This is a genomic window from Deltaproteobacteria bacterium (genome assembly GCA_016709225.1).
In the GTDB taxonomy this organism is placed as follows: Bacteria; Myxococcota_A; Polyangia; order Nannocystales; family Nannocystaceae; genus Xiheibacterium; species Xiheibacterium phototrophicum.
The window spans coordinates 1,196,776-1,217,035 of sequence record JADJEE010000001.1 but is presented as its reverse complement, the minus strand read 5'-3'; the positions used below and the strand labels follow the sequence as shown (position 1 = coordinate 1,217,035).

Below are 20,260 nucleotides of genomic sequence, written 5' to 3'. Positions count from 1 at the left end.
CGTGCCGCCGGCGATTGTGACACCGCCGGCGGCGAGCAGGCCCAGCTCGCTAGGACTGCGGCTTGCCGAGGGCGTAGCCCTGATGCGCGCGATCGACCACCCGGGGCGGCAGCTCGACGACCCGCTGCTCGTTGAGGGTCGGCGCGAAGTTCGACAGCTCGACCCACGGCAGCAGCATCGACTCCTGGAAGTTGGTCGAGTTGGCGACGTAGATCGAGGTCGCGTCGGAGCCGATCGCCATGCGCGCGAACTGCAGGTCGCAGCCGGTGGCGTCGACGCGATCGCGAACGGTGATCGCGTCGTCGGTGAACTCGATCTGCCGCGCGAAGGCGACCTCGGTGCGCGGCTTGCCGGTGATGAGGATCTTCTGCAGCGTGGTGCGCACGAGGTTGGGGTTGTAGCGCCCGAGCGTGAGGTTCATGGCGCGGAACGCCGCCTGCTTGACCGGGCTCGGCAGTTGGTGCTTGCGCTTGCTGAAGCGCCCCTTGGTCGAGAAGCGCCCGGCCGCAGGATCGGCCTCGCAGCTGTGGTCGTCGACCAGGTGCGAGACCAGCACGTCGTCGTCCTTGGTCTTGAGGATCGGCCCGGTGTCGCTGTAGAGCGGGCCGTCCTGATCGTACACCTTGAGCACGCCGCCCTTGTTCATCGCCAGCACCGCGTAGTAGCGCGGGGTCTTCTTCACGAACAGCTTGCAGTTGGGGAACCACTTCGTGAACGGCCCGCGATGATCCTCGAGCGTGCCGTCGCGGTGATCACCCTGCCAGTCGAGCCACGCGTGCATCCAGTCGTAGACGTAGTGCGCGCACATGCGGTTGTCGTCGTTGAAGTAGCGACGGCGCTCGGGCAGCGCGCGCTGCAGGTAGGTCTGCGCCACGCGGCCGGCCAGCGGGAAGCGGTCGGCGAAGACCTCGAACCCGTGGGGATAGAAGTGATAGGTGTTGCGGCTGCCGTACTCGCCGGCGTACGAGCCATCGGGGTGCATGAAGTAGCTGGCGAACTCGATCGCGCGCCCGACCGGTGCGACCAGCGACTCGTCGCGGCTCTTCTGCCACAGCTTGGCGAGGAACGCGATCGAGCACGAGTGGTAGCCCGGGTCGGCGCCCTCGTACTCCTGGAACCAGCCCTCTTCGTTCTGCCACGACAGCGTGATGTCGCGGAAGTCGTCGCTGGCCTTGCGCAGCGCGGGGTCACCGGTCAGCTCGAACACGGTGTAGAGCGCGAGCGCGGCCAGGGCCTGGTGGTTGGCCAGCTGTCCGCTCTCGTTGTGCTTGACCAGCCAGTGCCCGCGCGCCCGCAGGAACTCGAGCAGGTCGGGCCGACGCAGCCCGAGCACGCGGTAGCTCTCGGCCATCGCGTAGGTCGAGAACACGTGCGCGCCCAGGGCCCGCTCGAACGGGAAGTAGTCGTCGCAGGAGCTGTCGGCGTGGGACCAGTTCTTCGCGAACTCGATCGAGCCGATCACCAGCTCGCGCAGCCGCTCGTTGCGGTAGTACGGGTTGCCGGGGAACGGGTGCTCGTAGGCCAGCGCCAGCGGCAGGCAGAACTCCTGGCTCATGCCGCACGGGAAGTCGATCGTGCGGTAGTGCCAGAACTCGCGATCGAAGCAGCCGTAGGTGCTCGAGAACGGGTTCTTGTCGACCATCAGCAGGATGCGAGGCAGCGCGCGGATGGCCTCGAACGCGTACCAGTCGCGGTGACCTGCGGGGGGTTGGGAGAAGCGCTCGGACATGGATCGACCTCTTCGAAACCAGACGGGACCACCGACGCCCCTTGCGACGACGGCGACGCGGGCGTCAACCCGCGCGCGAGAGGCGTAGCACGAACCGCACGGTGAAGGGGATGCCCGCAATCGCGAACAGCAACGTGCCCAGCACGGCGTAGCCGAAGGTGGCCGCCAGCAGCGGCCCCTCGAGGATCGGCCGGTAGCCGGTCGCGCCCAGCAGGTACACGAACGCGCCGTCGCGGGTGCCCATGCCGGCCAGGGTGATCGGCACCATGCCGGCCAGCACGGCCGCGGGCCACAGCGCCAGCGTGCGCAGCGGATCGACCTCGGCGTGGGTCATCCACAGCAGCGTCTGCAGCATCGCGACCGCCGCGGCCCACGACGACAGCGACAGCAGCGCCGCGACCAGCAGGCGCCGGGGCGCGCGCAGCAACGCGCCGAACGCCAGCAGCAGCTGCTCGACCTGCGCGGGGCGCCGCCGCAGCAGCGGCAGGCGCAGCACGAGGTCGGCACGCCGGACCACGAGCACGATCACCGCCCACTCGAGCGCCAACAGCACCGCCGCCAGCACCACCGCGCTGCGGACCCCGACCATGGCGCCCCCGACCAGCGTGATGAGACACAGGCTCTGCAGGTCGATGGCCCTCTCGGCGAGCACGCTGCCGGTGCCGACCAGCACCGGCGCGACGTCGCGGATCGCGACCCCGCGCAGGACGTCGCTGGCGCGCCCGGGGGTGAGGAGCGCCAGCGGCCAGGTCGCGAGCATGGCCTCCAGCGCGCGCGCCAGCGACAGTCGGATGCCCATCGCCGCCAGCACGACGATCCAACGCTGCGCCGCCAGCCACAGGTTCGCCGCCACCAATGCGACCGCGGCCAACAGCAGGCTCCAATCGGCGCCCGCGAGCGCCGCGAAGAAGGCTTCGGGGCCGGCGAGCCGGCGCACCAGCACGAGCATGACCACCACGGTCACCACCAGCGGCGGCAGGATGCGCCAGTCGAGGCGGAAGCGGCGGGCCGCGGGCTCGGGCGCCGCTGCTGTCGCGCGCGCGGGCCCTTCGGGGTCTGGTTGCGGGGTCTCGGGCGGCGGCGCGCCCTCGATCACGGCAGCCTACGGTTGAGCATGTCGGCGAGCATGCCCATCATCAACAGCTGGAAGCCGGTGGTGAACAGCAGCACCGTCGTCACATCCATCAGCTGACCGGACATCGCCGAGATCGACGCCACCAGCAGCGAGGCGATGATGAACAGGCCGGCGGCGGGGATGAACACCCGCAGCGGATCGAAGTAGAGGATGGTGCGGAAGATGAGCTTGGTGAAGCCGATGGTGTCGGCGATGGGGCGGATCTTCGACTTGCCCTCGCGCTTCAAGTAGTCGATCTGCAGGTACTTCACGTGGAAGCCCGCCGAGAACATCGCCAGCGTGATGGTCGTGGTGTAGCTGAACTGATCGGGCAGGATGTTCTCGAAGCGCTGCAGGATGTCCTTGCGCATCAGCCGGAGCCCGCTGTTGAGATCGGGGATGTCCTGCCGGCTGAGGTACGACGCGAGCTTGCGCAGCACGTACTTGGGCGGGCGCCGCAGCATCGCGACCGCGGCCTTGGGCCCGGTGCGCGCACCCACGACCATGTGGAAGTTGCGGCGGTGGCTGAGCAGCTCCGGGATGTGCTTGGCGGGGTAGGTACCGTCGGCGTCCGTGATGAGGATCCACGGGTGGGCCGCCGCATTGACGCCGGTCTTGATCGCCGCGCCGTAGCCGCGGTTGTGCGGGTGACGGATCAGCCGCAGCTCGTCGGATTCGTACTTCGCGATCACCTCGGCGGTGCGATCGGACGAGCCGTCGTCGACGATGAGCACCTCCCACGGGATGTTCGCGAGCTCGCGCCGCAACAGCGCCAACATCTCCTCGATGACCGGGCCCGCGCCGCGTTCTTCGTTGTACGCGGGGATGACGATCGACACCCCGGCGTGCTCGTGCATGAAGGCACCGGTGGTCGTGATGGACGCATCGGCGTTGGTGATCGGAACCAGGTCAGTCATGGAACAGCGCCTAACCGTGCGTTTCCACAAGCACACGGCCCCGATGCTTTACCACAACGAACCCACGCCGGGGCGGGCCACGATCACCTCCGGCGCACCACGCCACGGCGCCGTCGCCGTAGCCGCTGCGGCAGTTGAAGCGAGCTCGGATCGCACTGTAGACTCCGCCGGCCCAAACGGCGTCCGCCCCCCGCGGCGCGGCTTCGGTCTCCAAAGACGCCCATGCCTTCACCGCGCTTCGGTCGGGTCATCGCTCGTGTCGGCGTCGCACTTCGCAGCTGGACGATCGCGCTCGCGCGGCAGTGGCCGAGCTGGATCGTGGTCGCGCTCGCGTGCGTGCTGATCTGGCCGGGCCCGCTCGGGCACATGCCGCTGTCGCAGGATCACACGATCCACCTCGCGCGCGCGTGGATGCTGGGCGAGGAGTGGAAGGGTGGCCATGTCTCCGGCTGGTCGACCTACTGGTACTTCGGCTTCCCGCTCGGCGAGCTGTATCCGGTGTTGGGCGATCTCTCGGTGCTGCTGCTGCGCGCGGCGTCGTTCGGGCTGCTGCCGTGGGCGAAGTGCTACGGCTTCGTGTTCGCCGCCGGCTACATCATGCAGGGCCTCGCGCTGCTGCGGGTGTCGCGGGCGATGGGCCTCGGCCCCGCCGCCGGTGTGATCGCGGCCGCGCTGGCGTACTTCGACGAGGGCGTCCTGCGCGAGGGCGGGTGGAGCTACACGGTCTACTTCGGCGTGTGGCTGCAGCCGATCGCGTGCGCGCTGATCTGGTGGGCGGTCGCCGAGATCGCGATGATCGTCCAGGCCGACACGCTGGCGCCGCGCAAGCTGGTGCTGCCGGCGGTGCTGGTGTGCGCGGCCCTGCTGGCGCACCCGATCGCACTGCCGATGGTCGCGCTGGCGTGCGCGGTGATGGTGCTGGCGTTGGGCCTGCGCGCCCGCATGGCGCGGGTGCTGGTCGGCTTCGGCTCCGCGGTGGGCCTCGGCGGCGCGCTGGCGGCGTGGTGGGTGGTGCCGCTGTTCGCCAACCGGGCGTGGATGGCGAACTTCGGCACGCTCTACAGCGACCTCGGCACCATGGTGTCGCGGGTCGCGACCGCGGGCTCGTGGGCCAAGCACATGCAGCCGGCGGTCGGCTACGGCATCGCCGCGGGCCTGCTGTGGTGCGTCATCCGAGGCACGCGCTTCGCCAAGGGCCTCGCGGTGCTGGCGGTGCTGCTGTGGATGATGTCGACCTCGGACTTCTTCTTCCGCTTCCGACTCGACTGGCTGTCCGAGAGCTTCCGCTACCTGCAGTACCAACGCTTCATCATCTGCGCCAAGCCCGGGCTCTACCTCGCCGGCGCCGCGCTGCCAGTGGCAGCGGTGCGCTGGGGCTGGGCGCGTTGGCGTCGTGACGACGCTGGGGGCCGCGACGTCGCGATGGGGCTCGGCGCGATCGCGTTCGCGCTGGCGGCCGGCGGCGCGATGATGGGCAGCGCCGGATGGGCCGCCAACAAGGGCGGCGTCGGCGACTTCCGCATCGAGCACATCAAGGGCGACAAGCGCTTCGAGAAGGACTTCGCGGCGTTCAACGAGTGGGCGCGCAAGAAGTGGGAAGGCCGCGAGGAGTACTTCCGCTTCGCCTACAAGGCCCGCCGACACAGCCACGTCTACGCCGACGCGCCCGCGTACAACCATGCGCCCGCGTACAAGCTCGGCTACACCCCGGGCGAGGTGTTCGTGCATCGGCCCGAGACCGAGCAGGCCAGCGTGCTCGACCGCCTGCGCGTGAAGTACGTGGTCGGTACCAGCGGTGGACGCGGCGCCAAGGTCGTCAAGCGCTTCGGTCGCATCAAGGTGTTCGAGCGCAAGGTGACCGAGCAGGTCGCTCGCATCGTCGGTGACGGCGAGCTCGAGGTGTTGGTCGACGACGCCGATCACGAGCGCGTGTCGGTGCAGGTCACCGGCGCCACCGAGGGCTCGCGCCTCGAGTTCAACATCGCCGGCTACCCCCGCTGGCAGCTGCTCAAGGACGGCGTGCCCGTCGAGTGGTACGAGGTGCCGGCGACCGGCAAGGGCCGCATCGCGACCCAGGCCGAGCGACGGGCGGGCGAGTTTCGCACCGGCAAGGGCAACCTGACGCCGGCCACCGACCCGATGCTGTTGTCGGTCGACGCCGAGGACGGCGTGTACGAGCTGCGCTACCGCCACTGGATGGCCGCCGATCTGCTCGGCGTGGGTCTGTGGGCGCTGGCGATGGCGCTGTGCGCCGCGATGCTGGCATGGCCGGCCCGCGCGGCGAAGCTGCTGGCCCGCATCGAGGGCTGGCTCGGCCCGTGGGTGATGGGCACCCTCGGTGCCGCGGTGGTGGTGGTGCTGCTCGCCCGCTACGCGATGGGCTTTCGCGCCGAGTCGCACTTGACCTCCGGCTGGCTGCGCGCGGGCAAGGCCGACGACGTCACCGGCTTCGAGAACGGCCCGCTCAAGATCGATCGCCTGATCGGGCCCGCGGTCACGGTCGACGCCACCGCCGACGAGCCTGCGACGATGGTGCTCGAGGGCGTCGAGCCCTCGGGCGACAGCCTCGAAGGATGGTTCGCCGTGGACGACGGCGATCTCAAGAACGTGCGCGGTGACTTCGAGTTCGTGATCGAGGGCCGCAGCAGCGGCGCGCAAGCGTGGGTGCAGCTGCTGCGGGTGCCGATCCGCAACCGCGGCGGCCACCAGAAGCTCGACGTCCCGCTCGCCGCGCTCGAAGGTGCCAGCCCCATCGATCTGAGCGTCACGGTGCGCGGCAAGTCCGGGAAGACCGCGCGCATGGGCTTCGACATCGATCTGCGCTGAGACCCGCGCCGCGCGGGCGGGCAGGGGGTTGCCCTCGTCGCGCCGGGGTCGGCCGAAAACCCCGCGTAAACCGCTGCGGCCGGCGATGGACAAGGGCGGTGCCGCGGACCCACCATCGCGCGCGGAGTCCCTCGCCATGCACTGCCCTTCGTCGCCGTCGTCGTGCCCCTGGTCGCGCCATCACGCCACGCGGTGCGTGCTGCTGCTGTTGCTCGCGCCGGCCTGCGTCGGGCGCACCGCCGAAGGCGACGGCAGCAGCGGCAGCGGCGGCGTGAGCAGTTCGAGCGAGGGCGGTGCGACGACCTCGACCAGCTCCGCGGGCGGCACCACGGCCACGTCGAGCACCACCACCGCGGCCGACACCGGCACCACGACCACCAGCACCACCACTGCGGCCGATTCGAGCAGCGGCGCCGACACCTTCAGCTTCGTCGATCCGACCGATGCGAGCACCGGCGTGGGCATGCAGCCCAACGGCGCCGAGTGCATGGACGCCACCGCATGCAGCTCGGGCTTCTGCATCAACCCGCCGGGCCCCGGCGGTGGCGTGTGCTCCGAGTGCGCGATGGATGCCGACTGCGACATGGGCACCTGCTCGTTCGAGTTCCAGGTCGGCTACGCCGTGTGCACCGATGGCGGGCTCGGGGATGGCTGCGACAGCGACCGCGGATGCATGGGCGCACTGGTGTGCAGCTCGACGTTTGCGGGCGGCGGCCCGCAGCGCTGCAGCGAGTGCAGCGACACCACACCCTGCGCTGGCGAGGCCGTGTGTGCGCCGCACTACGACGGCAGCCTGTTCGCGAGCTGGCGCGCGTGCGTCGAGCTCGGCAGCGTGGCCGACGGCGGCGGCTGCCCGGTCGACGACATGGGCCAGGGTGACGGCAGCGTGTGCAGCTCGGGCATCTGCGGCGTCGACACCATCATGATGGGCAACACCGCGGTCGGCATCTGCAGCACGTGCGACGACGACACCGACTGCGCCGAGGGCACCACCTGCACACCCGCCAACGTCGCCATGATGGGCGTCGTCGAGCCCGGGACCTGCGGCTGACGGCTACGACGGCGGCGGCGCGAAGCCCCGCGTGAGGCGATCGTAGAACGGCTCGGAGCCGCCGGCATCGTCCTGCGCGAACAGCTGCGCCTTGGCCAGCTCCTCGCGCACCAGCGCCTCGAACGACTCGAGCCCCTGCGCGCCGACGAGCACGCGGCCGTTGACGAAGAACGTCGGCGTACCGTTGACCCCGAACGCGCGCGCGTCCTCCTCGTCGCGCACGATCGCGGCCTCGATCGCCGCGGCCAGACTGGCCTTCGCGATCCGCTTGGGGTCGAGGCCGACGCGCTTGGCCGCGAACTTCCAGTTGGCCTCGCCGAGTTCCTTGCGCGCGAAGAGGAGATCGTGGAAGCGCCAGAACTTCGAGCGGGCACCGCCTCGCGCAGGTGCGAGGGCATCGACCGCCAGCGCCAGCTTCGCGAGCTCGCGGGCGTGGCGGTGGAACGGCAGCGGCAGGTTGCGGAACACGATGCGCACGTCGTCGGGGTGGGCCGCGCGCAGCTGCTCGAGCACAGGCTGGACGCGCGCACAGAAGGGGCACTGGAAATCCGAGAACACGATCACGGTGACCGGCGCGTCGCGAGGGCCGAGCACCGGGCGATCGAGCGCCGCGATCGCGTAGTTCACCGCCGGGTCGGGTCCACCCGCGGTGGCGGACGCCGGTGGGCCCGGTGTCGGGGGGGCTGCCGATGCCAGGATCTCCTCGCGGATCGCGGCACGCGGCAGCCCCTCGCGGACCAGCGCCGCGATCGCGGCGCGTTCGTCGTCGACGAGCGCGACGATGCCGTCGACGTCGAGCGGCGCCGCGCGCCCGTTGACGAACCCGACCCCCGCCGCGCCGATCCCCAGCGCCCGCGCCGCGCTGGTGTTGGCGTCGATCCACGGGCGGTGCACGCCATCGGCGAGTGCCTGCAGCACCGCCTCGCGACCCAGGCCGAGCTCCTGCGCCGCCGCCACGAGCGCCTCGCGGTCCCCCACCGGCGTCGCGAAGAGCCGATCGTGCATGGCCCAGAAGCGTCCGCTGCGGCCGGCCTCGATCGCCACCTGGGCGGCGTCCTGCGCCAGCGCTCGGGTCACGGCCGGCACGTGCACGAACTCGACGCGGACGTCGTCGGGCCAGCGCACCCGCGCGGCCTCGAAGCCGGCCGCCAGCGTCGCGCTGCCCCGATCGGTGAAGTCGCCGAACAGCACCGCGGTGACGAGCGGCGAGGCGGCCCCGCGCGCGACCACGAAGCCGTCGATGCGCAGCGCAACGCGACCGTCGCGAAGGGCGGCGCGCCAGCTTCGTGCGTCGCCACGCGGGGATACACCCGTGGGCGTTGCGACGACCTCGGTCTCGCTCGCGACCGCAGGCGTGTGCACGGGGGAAACCGGCGCGCCGTCGGGATGCTGCGCGCAGGCGAGCGCCGCCGCAAACCCGCAAAGCCAACGAAGCTGGGCCGCGAAGACCCCCGTGCGCACCGCCGATCTCGCGCCCATGTCACGGACGAACCTAACATGCAGCTCGCATCTGGTTCGCGCGCAGATCGGCCGGGCTCACATCGCGTCGCCGTGCCTCGGTCGTGCCGCTTTGATCACATCGCGCGCGACGGCGAATTCCAGCGGGCCGCGATCGCGGTTGTGCATACTGCGGCCATGGGCATGAAGCGGGCGATCGTGTGGCTGGGCGCCACCGCGATGTTGGGGTGCGGCAACGGTTCGGGCACGGCGCGCACCTCGGGTGACGGCGAGAGCTCGGGCATCGGCAGCGTATCGGCGGACAGCGGTGGCAGCACTGCCGGCACCGACGCGACCGCCGGCTCGATGACCGCGGGCGAGGGCGGCACCAGCAGCGGCGGCGTGACGGCGGCGACCACCGCCAACGACTCGGCGGCCGACGGCCCCAAGTTCGACCTCGGCACCACCCCCGACGTCGACCTGCACTGCGGGGGCAAGGGCGGTGGCGGTGGTGCGACGGATTTCTCGTACATCTGGATCGCGAACTCCAACGAGAGCACGGTCAGCAAGATCAACACGCAGACGCTGGTCGAAGAGGGTCGCTACATCACGCGCCCCGACAGCAACGGCAACCCTTCGCGCACCTCCGTCAACCTGAACGGCGACATGGCCATCGCGAACCGCAGCGGCGGCGTCACGATGATCTACGCGCTCATCGACAACTGCCCCAACCCCGCCAACACCTCGAGCGGCCCCGCCGACGTCAAGCCGTGGCCCGATGGCTGCGTCGGCTGGCATACGCCGATGGCGTACATCAGCCAGCGACCGGTGGCGTGGACCTCGGGGGTCTGGAACGACACGCTGTGCCGCTGGGACGACACCAAGCTGTGGACCTCGGGCGCCAACGATCCGCTGATCGACGTCGTGTTGCTCGACGGCGAGACCGGCACGATCGAGCAGACCGTGCCGCTGCCGGGTGAGGTCATCGCGAGCTACTTCGGCATCTACGGCGCCGCGGTGAACTCGGTCAACGACTTCTGGGGCAGCCAGCTCGGCATCGGGCACATCGTGCGGGTCGACTTCGCCAGCTTCGATGTCGAGACCTTCCCCATGGCCACCAGCGGCTACGGCATGGCCGTCGACCGCAACGACCGCGTGTGGACCTGCGCGTACGAGGCCGGCCGCTTCGACTACGACGCCGGCACCTGGCAGACCGCGTTGGTCAACGGTGGCGGCGGTTGCATGCCCGATGGCCAGGACCTCATCTGGTTCGCCAACGACCCGCTGGTCGCGGTCGACATCGAGACCCTCGGCGTGGTGCAGACCATCGACATCCCCAACTACGTGCACGGCGTCAGCATCGACTTCGACGGCAACGTGTGGGGCCCGGCGATCTACACCAACGAGGCGTACCGTGTGGATCCGGCGACCGGCATCGTCGACACCGTCGCGGGCCTGAACTACCCGTACACGTACAGCGACATGACCGGCTTCGGTCTCAGCCAGGTCGGCAACCCGAGCGGTTGATCGCCGCGGCGGGACGTGGCGTTCAGCCCCGCGCGACGCGGCGCGGGGTCACGGGCATCGCCACCGGCGCGAGCTCGCCGTCCACGCCGATGGTCGTGTCGACCTGCGGCGTGGCCGGCTCACCGGGCCGCCGCGGCGCCTTGTAGCGCGCGCGCAGCTCGGGCAGCGCCGCGGTGATGTGCGCCCGCACGCGCTCGGCGAGCAGCGGTGCATCGTCCTCGCCGAGGCCCTCGGTCGAGATCGGCTCGAGCACGCAGACGCAGGCGTCGGCCGCGAGCAGTCGCATGCCGCCCTTGGCCCGCATCGCACGACTGCCGGCCACGGCCAGCGGTAGGATCGGCACGCCGGCCCGGATCGCCAGGGTGAACGCGCCCAGCTTGAAGGGCAGCAGCTCGGCGGACTTCGAGCAGGTGCCCTCGGGGAAGATCATCACTGGCACGCCGGCCGCGAGGGAGCGCTCGCAGGCGTCCATCATCTCGCGGATGCTCTCGCCGTCACCGCGCCGCAGCGGGATGTCGCCCGACAGCCGCATCGCCCAGCCGACCAGCGGCATGCGAAAGAGCTCCTCCTTCGCGATCCAGCGCATGTCGCACGGCACCCACGACAGCAGCAGCGGATCGGTCACCGACTCGTGGTTGGCGACCACGACGTAGCCGCGTCGGCCGATGTCGGCCGGCAGCGTGCCCTCGACGGCGAGGCTCCACTGCGGCGCGAAGTGGGTGATCGTGCGGCCGAGCCGTCGCATCCAGCGGCCGGGGATCCGCTGGCCCTCGTCGCCGCGGTGTCGCAGCCGTGCCACCGCCATCGGCGGCAGGAACGAGACCACGCAGCCGACGAACCCGAGGTACCCGAACGCGGTGAGCGGCGCCGAAGAGATCGACGCGAGACGACGGGCGAGGGAACGAAGACCGAACACGACCCGTCCAGGCGTAACGCATGCCGCCGCCTCGGATTGTCGCGATTGCGTCGCCGGCCTCGAAGCGGCGCGCCGCATGGCCTGGCGCCGGGTTTCGAGCCCCCGAGGGGGGCGGGCCCCGGACGGTTTGCACGCCATCGGCCAGCTCGGCGCACGCATCGGCACCGTATACTGCGGCTCCCCGTTGCGAAGCCGTCGCCCACGTCGCGCCGCCCCTGGGCCCCGCCTGGGCACGGCCGTGCTCGTGCTCGCGCCGTGGCAGCTCTACCCGCGCGACGCCGCGGCCGATCCGCCGCGCTACGAGCTGCACTGGACGGCGCCGACCGCCTGTCCCGACGCCGACACCGTGCGCGCGCGGGTCGACGCGTTGCTGGTCGGGGCGCCGCCGCGCGAGTCCCCGCCGCTGCGCGCGACGGTGGACGTCGAGGCGATCGCGCAGGGCTGGCGACTGCGCCTCGCGACCTCACAGGCCAGCGGCGCCCGTGTGCTCGAGGGTCCCGACTGCGGCGAGCTGGCCGCGACCGCCGCGCTGATCGTCGCGATCGCGGTCGACCCCCGGGTGCTGACCCGCATCGACGATCCGGTCGCGCCGCCGGTGCCCGAGCCGCCGGCCCCCGCGGTCGTCGCTTCGGTGCCCACGCCATCGCCGACGCCCACCGTCGCCTCGCCGTCGGCGCCCCCCGAGCGCACGAAGGTGGCGGTGAACCGCGCGGCGGAGGCCACACCGACGCCCCCGAGCAGCTCGCGACGCGTGCGGGCACCGGTCGCACTCGCGCTCGCGCAGCTCGGCCTCGATGTCGGCAGCCTGCCGGGGCCGAGTGCCCACGTCGGCGCGTCGATGGGCCTGCTGTGGCCGCGGGGACGCGCGGTGGTCGAGGGCGACTACGTCGCACGTCGACGCCTGCGCTCCGCGAGCAACCCCGACATCACGGTGCTGGCCCAGGCGTGGTCGGTCGGCCTGCGCGGATGCGTGGTCGCATGGCAGCGACGACGGCTGTCGCTGCCGGTGTGCGGCAGCGCCCGGGGCGGCCTGCTGCACGGCCGCGGTGGCGGGGCCCTGCTGCCCCGCGAGGCGCGACAGCCGTGGCTCGGCGTGGGGCCCGGGGTCCTGCTGGTCGCCGCGCTGCGGCCCCGGATCGCGCTGGTGTTCGGCCTCGACGCCCTGGTCGCGGCGCTGCGCGGGGGCTTCCGCACCAACCGCGAGGATCGCTTCGCGCAGCCGTGGCCGCTCGCGCTGCAGGCGAGTGCAGGGGTACAGCTGTCGGGCCTGACGAGAGTCGCCGGCGGCGGACAACCACGCAGGTGAGCCCCAGGTGGCGGATCGAGATCGCGACACAGGCAGCGAGGCGGGCGTCCCGCTGGCGGCGCTCTACCGTGCCCACGCGGATCTCGTGTGGCGCGCGTTGCTGCGCCTGGGCGTCCCCGAGCACGCCGCCGAAGACCTCGTGCACGAGGTCTTCCTGGTCGCGCGCCGCCGGCTCGGCAGCTACGAGCCCGCGCGCGCCTCGGCGTCGTCGTGGCTGTACGGACTCGCGCGCGGGGTCGCGGCCAACTGGCGCCGGGCCCACGACCGCGGGCGGCGTCGACTCGCCGCGGTCGAGCCGTGGGTCGGCGACGTCGATCCCGAGCACGAGCTGGCACGCTCGCGCGCATCGGCGCTGGTCGAGACGTTCCTCGCCGGCCTCGACCCCGAGCAGCGCGAGGTCTTCGTGCTGTGCGAGATCGAGGGTCTACGCGGCGCCGAGATCGCGGCCTGCTTGGGCCTGGGTCCGAACCAGGTCTACTCGAAGCTGCGACTCGCCCGGCGGCACTTCGTCGAGTTCCTCGCCGGCCACGGCGTGCGCATCGACCCGGAGGCGCGATGAGTCGCCGTGAACCCGTCGATGCGCCGCTGCCCGCGGCCGCGCGCGCGCTGCTGGCCGCGTATCGCGGCGATCGTCGCATGCCGAGGGCCGCGTTCGCGCGGGTCGAGCGACGGCTCGAGCACCCCGCGGCGCACGGCATGCGCGTCGCGGTGATCGCCGCGGCCGCGGCCGCAATCACGATCGCAGCGCTGGTGGGACTGCAATCGATCACCACGCCGCGCACGGACGCGGCGGTCGAGCACGACCTCGCCAGCGACGTGCGCGAAGCTCCGCCGACGCCGGCGCGGGCGACCGAAGCCGACCGCGGCCATGCGACCGCCATCGGCGATCCCGACGGGCGCACGCCGCCGGTCGCCGAGCCGCCGTCGTCGTCGGCCGCCACGGCGGCCCCGGGCGCGTCGCGGCCGACGGGCGCCGCTGCATCGATGCCCGCGCCGCGTCCGCGCGCGCGCCCGGACACGCCCGACGACGACGACACGCGCTCGCCGGCGAATGGCGGCGACACGACCGAGGTGGCCTCGACGTTGGCGATCGAGCGGACGCTGCTCGGCCGCGCGCAGCGGGCACTGACCGCGGGCGAGCTCGCGGCCGCACGCAGCATCGCTGCCGAGCATCGCCGACGCTTCCCGGGCGGCGTGCTGCGACCGGAGCTCGACGCGATCGACACCGTCGCGCGCTGCCGCAGCGATGACGGCGAGGGACCCGCGCTGGCCTCGGCGTTCGCGGCCACGCACCCGGGCTCGCCCCTGCGGGCGACCGTCGACGAGGCCTGTGCGCGGCGTTGAAATTTTCTTCGGCCGCCGGTGCTGAACCCGACACTCGGCGAACAACCACGGTCATGGCACGATGGATGGACATGGGTCGCACGGTGGGGTTGGTCTCGGGTTGGGCGTGGATGGCAGCGCTGACAGGCTGCGTGCTGGACGAGAAGGGCGTCGGCATCGAGAGTGACAGCGACGCGTCGTCGTCGTCGGGCGGCACCGCGATGGGCACCGCGAGCGACGCCAGCATGGGCTCGACGTCGGCCGGCTCCACGAGCGCGACCGGCAGCGACGACACGACCTCGGTCGGCACCGACGACTCCGCCGAGGGCACCGACAGCGCGACCACGACCGGCGGCTGTCCCAACCCCGACGTTTGCGACGGCCCCGAGCCTGGCTTCGAGCAGAACATCGTCGCGTCCGGCGGTTGTGGCAACGTCGAGGTCTATGCCGCCGATGGCATCCTCCACGTGCTCGGCGTCCACACGGACGACATGAGCGACGTCATCGGGCAGGCGGGCGCGGCCGGTACGCCGCTCGAGTTGGTGCTCGACATCGCCGCCGCAGAGGTGTTTGCGACCATCGCCGTCGGCGAGGACGCCGACCTGATGCAGTGCACGGACTACCTCGCCCCCGAGACCGATCCGTTCGTGATCTACTGGCTCGCGACCAGCGGCACCGTCACGATGGTGGTCGATCCGCCCGACGAGAACGGCCTCACGACCGTCGACGTGACGCTGACCGATGCCGTCTTCTCGCCGCCCAAGGGCGGCGACGAGGTCACCGTGCCGTCGTTCGTGTGGACCGACGTGCAGGTGGGCTGGCTGCCGGGCTGACGCACGCAGGGTGGTTGCGAACGCGCTACGCTGGCGCGTCCCGTGGCCGCGAAGCTCCGTCTCGACCTGCTCGCCGTCGTGGCCCTGGTGGGTTGGTTGCTGTGGCCGATCCCGTGGCAGCCACCGCTGTCCCAGGATCACACCGTCCACCTGACGCGGGCGTATCTGCTCGGGCAGCAGCTCGCGCAGGGGCACCTGTCGGGGTGGAGCTCGTGCTGGTACTTCGGGTCGCCGACCGGTGAGCTCTATCCGCCGCTGGGCGACCTCGCGGTGGTGCTCGTGCGCGCGGCCAGTCTCACGCTGCTGCCGTGGCCGCAGGCCTACGCGTGGGTGTTCTTCGCGGCGGTGTGCACGATCGGCATCGCGATGGTGCAGACCAGCCGCGCGCTGGGGTGGGGCAGCGCGCCGGGCCTGGTGGCCGCGGCCGCGCTGCTGCTCGATCCGGGGGCGCCGCGCGAGGGTGGCTTTGCCTTCACCGTGACCTTCGGCGTGTGGCTGCAGCCGCTGTCGGCGGCGCTGCTGTGGTGGGCGCTGGCGCTGTGGTTCCGCGGGCTGCACCGCGCGCGCACCGACGTGCACGGCCTCGTGCTCGGCAGCGGCTTGGCCGCGCTGGCGCTGGTGACCCACCCGGCGGCCTTGCCGACGCTCGCGCTCGCGAGCCTGCCATTGGCGTGGTTCGCGGCGACCGCGGGCCAACGCGTCGCGACCGCGGTGCGACTGGGCCTCGCGTTGCTCTGCGCGCTCGCGCTGGTCGGCGCATGGTGGCTGCCGCTGTTGGCGATGCGCGACGCGATGGCCAACTTCGGCGTGCTGCACCGACCGCTCGCCGACATGCTGCACGATGCGGCACGCGGCGAGCTGTTCACCCACCTGTCGCCCGCGCTGGGCTACGCGGGCTTGGGCGCGATGTTCGTCGCGCTGTGGTGCCGCGCACGCGCGCCGTTCGCCGCGTTCGCAGCGGTGGTCGCTGCCGCGCTGTGGCTGGCCGCGAGCGCCGATTTCTACACCTGGCTGCGACCCGATCGCATCAGCGAGGGTTTCGCGGCGCTGCAGTGGCAGCGCCTGCTCATCGGCGCCAAGCCGGGCGTGATGCTGTGCGTGGGCTGGGCCGCGGCCGCGCTGGTGCGGGCGGCGAGGCGCCCCACGCGGCCGTGGCGGCGCCGGCTCGCGACCACGACGGTGGCGGTGGCCTGCGGCGTCGTGACGCTCGACGTCGCACGGGTTGCCCGCGACGGTGGCGTGGGCACCATCGCGCGCGCGCGCGCCGGCGAGAGCCCCGAGGCGCTCGCGTTCGAGCGCGACTGGGCCGACGCGCTGACGTGGCTGCGCACCCAGTGGCAGCACCGCGACGGCTTCTATCGCATCGCCTACGAGACCGTCTCACGCCACGGCCATGGCCTCGCCGACGCGCCCGTGTTCACCGACGCACCGGCCTACAAGATCGGCTACACGCCGGGTGAGACCTTCGTGCATCGGCTCGACGCCGACGAGCGGACCGTGCTCGATCGCTTGCGCGTGCGCTACCTGGTCACCGTGACCGGCCGCGGCGGCCACGAGGTCGCGCGCTTCGGTGTGATCCGCGTGCTCGAGCGACCGCTGGTGGCGGCCATCGCCGAGCTCGAGGGCCCCGGCAGCCTGCAGATCACGCGCGACGATCCCGACGGCGACGGTGTGGAGCTCGACATCGACGGCAGCGGCCCCGACACCGCGCTGGTGTTCAACCTCGCCGGGTACCCGCGCTGGCGACTGCTGCACGACGGCGAAGAGGTCGCATGGCACGAGCGCGCGATCACCCGCAGTCACCGTCCGCAGCTCGGCTACGGCGACAGCGCGCGACCCGACGAGCCGATCCTGCTCGCGGCCCCGGCCGCGGACGGCCACTGGCAGCTGGTCTACGAGCGCTGGCGCGGCGCCGACATCATCGGCTGGCTCGCGACGATCACGGCGGCGCTCGTGCTCGGTGCGGCGTGGCGATCGCCCCACCGCGCCGGCGCATGGCTCGACGCGCGACCGTCGCGGGTGCCGCCGTGGGCACCCGCGGTGCTGGCCGCGATCGCGATCGCGATCGCCGTGCGCCGACAGCTCGCGGGCCGGCGTGACGACGCCGACCTCGCCAGCACCCGCGCGTGGGCAGGCGATGTGGCGATCGAGGCGCTCGAGTTCGCCATGCCGCGGATCGATCGCGCGATCGTACCGGCGCTGGTGCTGCGCAGCGATCACGCCGCACGGGGCAGCGTGACGTTCGATGCGATCACGCTGCCCGCGATCCTGCACGGCTGGGTCGCGCTCGCCGATCATGACGTGCTGCGGGCGCGCGGCCACGCCGAGCTCGTGCTCGAGGTCCGCGGGCCCACCGGCGACTGGCGGCGACTCGGCACCGTGCCGGTACGCATGAACGGCGGCGCGGTCCGCTTCGCGATCCCCACCGCACCCGGCGGGACCGACGACCCCGCGCTGGCGACAGGCGGCGGCCCCGTCGTCGCACGCGCCGTGCTGTCCGCCACACTGCAGGGCACCGCGACGATCGCGTTCGATCTCCAGCTCGCGCCGCCCTGACGTGCGCGCCCGTGGCGGCCCCGAGACAACCACACGCCGGTCGAGCGCTTGACCGGCCCCGGCGTTCGTTGCCCAACGCCTTCGCCATGTGCCAAGCTTCGGGTCACTCGCATGGATTGCCGCCGACGCCACCTTCGACGCGTGTTCGCCCCGACGCTCGCGCCCTTGCTGGGCCTCTCGCTGGCGGGCTGTCCCAAGGACGACGGCGGGGTCCACGGCCAGGAGGGTGGCAGCAGCACCGCCGCGCCCGCCGACAGCTCGGCGGGTGCCTCGAGCGGCTTCGTGGCCGAGTGCGACCCTGGCGAGATCCGTTGCAAGGATGCCACCGCGCTCGAGCGCTGTGCGCCGACTGGCAAGGAGTGGCTGCCGGATCCGTGCCCGAGCAAGACCGTGTGCACGCCCTGCGACAACGACAACTGCACGCAGGATCAATGCCTGGGCCCGTGCGACTCCGAGGATGACCTGCCGTCCTCGGCGGGCTGCTCGTTCATCGCCAACCGCCAGATCCTCCGCGAGCAGATGTTCTTCGACTCGCTGGTCGTCGCCAATCCCAACTCCTCCGAGATCGCGACCGTACAGCTGTGGCAGGTGCCCGAGGGCAGCAACCAGGAGGTCGCGGTCGGCGAGGCCGTGATGCTGGCACCGCTCGAGGTGCACGTGTACGAGCTCGACACCAACTTCGTGCTGTCGGAGAGCTCGGCCTACCGCACCGGCGGCAACTACCGCGTGTCCAGCGACGAGCCGATCATCGCGTACCACCACGCGCCCGGCCAGCTCAGCAACGGCAACGACTCGTCGATGCTGCTGCCCGAGAGCGCGATGCGGCAGGAGTACGTGGTGATGTCGTACGCGCCGGGCCGCAATCAAGACGGCCAGCCGAGCTACTTCGAGGTCGTCGCGCTGCAGGACTTCACCACCCTCGAGTGGTTCCCGCCGGTCGACACCTCGGGCAACGGCCTGCCGGTGCCGTTCGTCGCCAAGGGCGAGTCGGGCCTGCTCAAGATGAACCGCTACGACACCGTGCGCATCGCCGCCTCCGGCAACAACGAGGAGAACCAAGACCTCCGCGACGTCTCGGGCACCATCGTGAAGGCCGACAAGCCGTTCTGGATCACGTCGGGCACCAAGTGCGCGCGTGTGCCGGTACGCGACCCCGACATGTACCCGATCGGCCACTGCGATCCGCTGCAGGAGCTGCCGATCCCGCTCGAGTACTGGGGCACGCAGTACGTCGCGCCGGCCTCGCCCGATCGCCACGACGAGGAGTTCCTGCCCGAGGGGACGATGCCCGACGGCGAGCTCGGGCACGAGCGGCACCACTGGCGCGTGTTCGCGGGCGCCGACGACGTCACCATCACGACCGACCCGCCGCAGCCGGGCACGCCGATCACCCTGGCCAAGCGCGGTGACTTCGCCGAGTTCTCGGTCAGCAACAACACCAGCTTCGTGTTCCAAGGCGACAAGGTCTTCATGCCGGTGCAGTACCTGCAGAGCCAGCGCTGGAACAGCGACCCCGACGGCAGCGGCGTCGGCATGGCCGAGCCCGCCAGCGAGTACACGATGGTCGGCGACCCGGCGATGTACCAGATGGTGCCGGTCGAGCAGTTCCTCAACCGCTACGTGTTCGTGCCCGCGGTCGGGTTCCCGATCAACTACGTGCAGGTGATCAAGAAGGCTGGCAGCGCGGGTGTGCGCGTCGACGGCGATCTCATCCCCATGTACACGCCGATCACCGGCGAGTGGCAGGTCGCCGACTACGTCATTCCGGAAATCCGGCCCGGCGAGGAGGTCAGCGCCCATGTCATCGAGAGCGACGAGCCGTTCGGCATCATCCAGGTCGGCTACAGCCCCAACGCCCCCGACGACGACTGCCTCAAGGACGACGTCAACGCCAGCACGCCGCCGCCGCCGTACCGCTGCCTGTCGTCCTACGCGTACCCCGGCGGCATGAAGAGCGAGCCCATCTTCATCCCTTGACCGCGCGAGGGACCCCGGGCTAGAGCTGCCGCGCCATGGTCGACACAGCCGAGCAGAAGCAGTACTGGGACGCGCCGGGTGAGCGGCGCTCGCCGTGGCACCCCGCGGTGCAGGCGTTCGCCCGCCCGAAGATCGAGATCGCGATCGCGGGCATGGAGCTGCCCGGTGGCGACGCCAAGCCGACGATGCTCGAGGTCGGGGCCGGCAACGGCTACTTCAGCATCATCTTGGCCGAGACCTTCGACCTGACGGTGCTCGACTTCTCGCAGCACATGCTCGACACCAACCCGGTCGATGCGCCCAAGGTCTGCGGCGACGCCCAGGCGCTGTCGCAGCCCGACAAGAGCTTCGACTACGTCTTCTGCGGCAACCTGCTGCATCACCTGCCCGATCCGGTGCAGGCCTGCCGCGAGATGCGTCGGGTCGCGCGGCGCCAGGTCGCGCTGGTCGAGCCCAACGCCAGCAACCCGCTGATGTTCGCGTTCTCCGGCCTCAAGAAAGAGGAGCGGGGCGCACTCAAGTTCACCGCCAAGCACGTGCGCGGGCTCGCCGAGCAGGCCGGCCTGCACACGCGCATGTTCGTCACGCAGGGCTCGATCGTGCCCAACGCGACCCCGCCGGCGCTGGTGCCGTGGCTGCAGCGGGTCGACTTCCGCCAGCCGCTCGGCTTCTATCACGTCGGCGTCTTCGACGTCTGACGCGCGCCCTCGGGCCGCAGGGCTCCGCGGCGGTGCTACAATCGCGGCGT

Annotated in this window: 15 protein-coding genes; 10 read left to right on the top strand and 5 right to left on the bottom strand. The window is 71.6% G+C overall.

Translation table 11 applies throughout. The annotated features are described in order from the left end of the window. Nucleotides 1–49: 49 nt before the first annotated feature. The 3 genes from IPH07_05070 to IPH07_05060 all read right to left on the bottom strand — a co-directional run bounded on the left by IPH07_05070 (nucleotide 50) and on the right by IPH07_05060 (nucleotide 3,760). Entirely contained in the window at nucleotides 50–1,729 is a 1,680-nt protein-coding gene (locus IPH07_05070; protein ID MBK6916751.1) for a hypothetical protein, read from the bottom strand. 64 nt (nucleotides 1,730–1,793) lie between these two features. Then, a complete protein-coding gene (locus IPH07_05065; GenBank protein MBK6916750.1) occupies nucleotides 1,794–2,825 on the bottom strand; it encodes a flippase-like domain-containing protein in 1,032 nt (343 codons plus the stop codon). Beyond that, nucleotides 2,822–3,760, bottom strand: coding sequence for a glycosyltransferase family 2 protein (locus IPH07_05060; protein MBK6916749.1), 939 nt, complete (start codon nucleotides 3,758–3,760; stop codon nucleotides 2,822–2,824). The genes IPH07_05065 and IPH07_05060 overlap by 4 nt, the downstream gene beginning before the upstream one ends. A 222-nt stretch (nucleotides 3,761–3,982) precedes the next feature. On the opposite strand from IPH07_05060, the gene IPH07_05055 reads away from it, so the two are divergent. Then, nucleotides 3,983–6,586 (top strand): hypothetical protein, encoded by a 2,604-nt coding sequence (locus tag IPH07_05055; protein ID MBK6916748.1) that lies wholly within the window; start codon nucleotides 3,983–3,985, stop codon nucleotides 6,584–6,586. Nucleotides 6,587–6,722: 136 nt separating this feature from the next. Continuing rightward, nucleotides 6,723–7,637 (top strand): hypothetical protein, encoded by a 915-nt coding sequence (locus IPH07_05050; GenBank protein ID MBK6916747.1) that lies wholly within the window; start codon nucleotides 6,723–6,725, stop codon nucleotides 7,635–7,637. A gap of 3 nt (nucleotides 7,638–7,640) precedes the next feature. Here the strand turns inward: IPH07_05050 and IPH07_05045 are convergent, their stop codons facing one another. Then, nucleotides 7,641–9,116 carry a thioredoxin domain-containing protein gene (locus IPH07_05045; protein ID MBK6916746.1) on the bottom strand — a complete coding sequence of 492 codons (1,476 nt, stop codon included), beginning with the start codon at nucleotides 9,114–9,116 and terminating at the stop codon, nucleotides 7,641–7,643. A gap of 162 nt (nucleotides 9,117–9,278) precedes the next feature. Here IPH07_05045 and IPH07_05040 point away from each other — a divergent pair, with 162 nt between their 5' ends. Continuing rightward, complete coding sequence (locus tag IPH07_05040) at nucleotides 9,279–10,601, top strand: hypothetical protein (GenBank protein MBK6916745.1); 1,323 nt, start codon at nucleotides 9,279–9,281, stop codon at nucleotides 10,599–10,601. Nucleotides 10,602–10,623: 22 nt separating this feature from the next. On the opposite strand, the gene IPH07_05035 is transcribed toward IPH07_05040, so the two are convergent. Continuing rightward, complete coding sequence (locus IPH07_05035; protein MBK6916744.1) at nucleotides 10,624–11,406, bottom strand: 1-acyl-sn-glycerol-3-phosphate acyltransferase; 783 nt, start codon at nucleotides 11,404–11,406, stop codon at nucleotides 10,624–10,626. Nucleotides 11,407–11,755: 349 nt separating this feature from the next. Between IPH07_05035 and IPH07_05030 the strand changes: the two genes are divergently transcribed. The 7 genes from IPH07_05030 to IPH07_05000 all read left to right on the top strand — a co-directional run bounded on the left by IPH07_05030 (nucleotide 11,756) and on the right by IPH07_05000 (nucleotide 20,210). Beyond that, the gene (locus IPH07_05030; GenBank protein MBK6916743.1) at nucleotides 11,756–12,823 is read left to right on the top strand and encodes a hypothetical protein; all 1,068 of its coding nucleotides are present in this window, start codon (nucleotides 11,756–11,758) and stop codon (nucleotides 12,821–12,823) included. A 7-nt stretch (nucleotides 12,824–12,830) separates the two neighbouring features. Continuing rightward, a complete protein-coding gene (locus tag IPH07_05025; protein MBK6916742.1) occupies nucleotides 12,831–13,382 on the top strand; it encodes a sigma-70 family RNA polymerase sigma factor in 552 nt (183 codons plus the stop codon). Then, nucleotides 13,379–14,167: a hypothetical protein gene (locus IPH07_05020; protein MBK6916741.1), complete on the top strand. Its 789-nt coding sequence runs from the start codon at nucleotides 13,379–13,381 to the stop codon at nucleotides 14,165–14,167. Before IPH07_05025 ends, IPH07_05020 begins: the two co-directional genes overlap by 4 nt. Before the next feature lie 53 nt (nucleotides 14,168–14,220). Next, nucleotides 14,221–14,979, top strand: a complete 759-nt coding sequence (locus IPH07_05015) for a hypothetical protein (GenBank protein ID MBK6916740.1) — start codon at nucleotides 14,221–14,223, stop codon at nucleotides 14,977–14,979. Nucleotides 14,980–15,021: 42 nt separating this feature from the next. Continuing rightward, entirely contained in the window at nucleotides 15,022–17,535 is a 2,514-nt protein-coding gene (locus IPH07_05010) for a hypothetical protein (protein MBK6916739.1), read from the top strand. Between the two features lie 141 nt (nucleotides 17,536–17,676). Continuing rightward, on the top strand, nucleotides 17,677–19,512 hold the full coding sequence (locus IPH07_05005; protein MBK6916738.1) for a hypothetical protein: 1,836 nt from the start codon (nucleotides 17,677–17,679) through the stop codon (nucleotides 19,510–19,512). 35 nt (nucleotides 19,513–19,547) lie between these two features. Next, nucleotides 19,548–20,210, top strand: a complete 663-nt coding sequence (locus IPH07_05000; protein MBK6916737.1) for a methyltransferase domain-containing protein — start codon at nucleotides 19,548–19,550, stop codon at nucleotides 20,208–20,210. The last annotated feature ends 50 nt before the right edge of the window (nucleotides 20,211–20,260 follow it).

Excerpts from the sequence above, each read along its gene's own strand:
- IPH07_05000 (MBK6916737.1), top strand. The coding sequence starts at position 19,548 with ATGGTCGACACAGCCGAGCAGAAGCAGTACTGGGACGCGCCGGGTGAG.
- IPH07_05015 (MBK6916740.1), top strand. The coding sequence starts at position 14,221 with ATGGCACGATGGATGGACATGGGTCGCACGGTGGGGTTGGTCTCGGGT.
- IPH07_05060 (MBK6916749.1), bottom strand. The coding sequence starts at position 3,760 with ATGACTGACCTGGTTCCGATCACCAACGCCGATGCGTCCATCACGACC.
- IPH07_05045 (MBK6916746.1), bottom strand. The coding sequence starts at position 9,116 with ATGGGCGCGAGATCGGCGGTGCGCACGGGGGTCTTCGCGGCCCAGCTT.
- IPH07_05040 (MBK6916745.1), top strand. The coding sequence starts at position 9,279 with ATGAAGCGGGCGATCGTGTGGCTGGGCGCCACCGCGATGTTGGGGTGC.
- IPH07_05070 (MBK6916751.1), bottom strand. The coding sequence starts at position 1,729 with ATGTCCGAGCGCTTCTCCCAACCCCCCGCAGGTCACCGCGACTGGTAC.
- IPH07_05055 (MBK6916748.1), top strand. The coding sequence starts at position 3,983 with ATGCCTTCACCGCGCTTCGGTCGGGTCATCGCTCGTGTCGGCGTCGCA.
- IPH07_05035 (MBK6916744.1), bottom strand. The coding sequence starts at position 11,406 with ATGGCGGTGGCACGGCTGCGACACCGCGGCGACGAGGGCCAGCGGATC.
- IPH07_05020 (MBK6916741.1), top strand. The coding sequence starts at position 13,379 with ATGAGTCGCCGTGAACCCGTCGATGCGCCGCTGCCCGCGGCCGCGCGC.
- IPH07_05050 (MBK6916747.1), top strand. The coding sequence starts at position 6,723 with ATGCACTGCCCTTCGTCGCCGTCGTCGTGCCCCTGGTCGCGCCATCAC.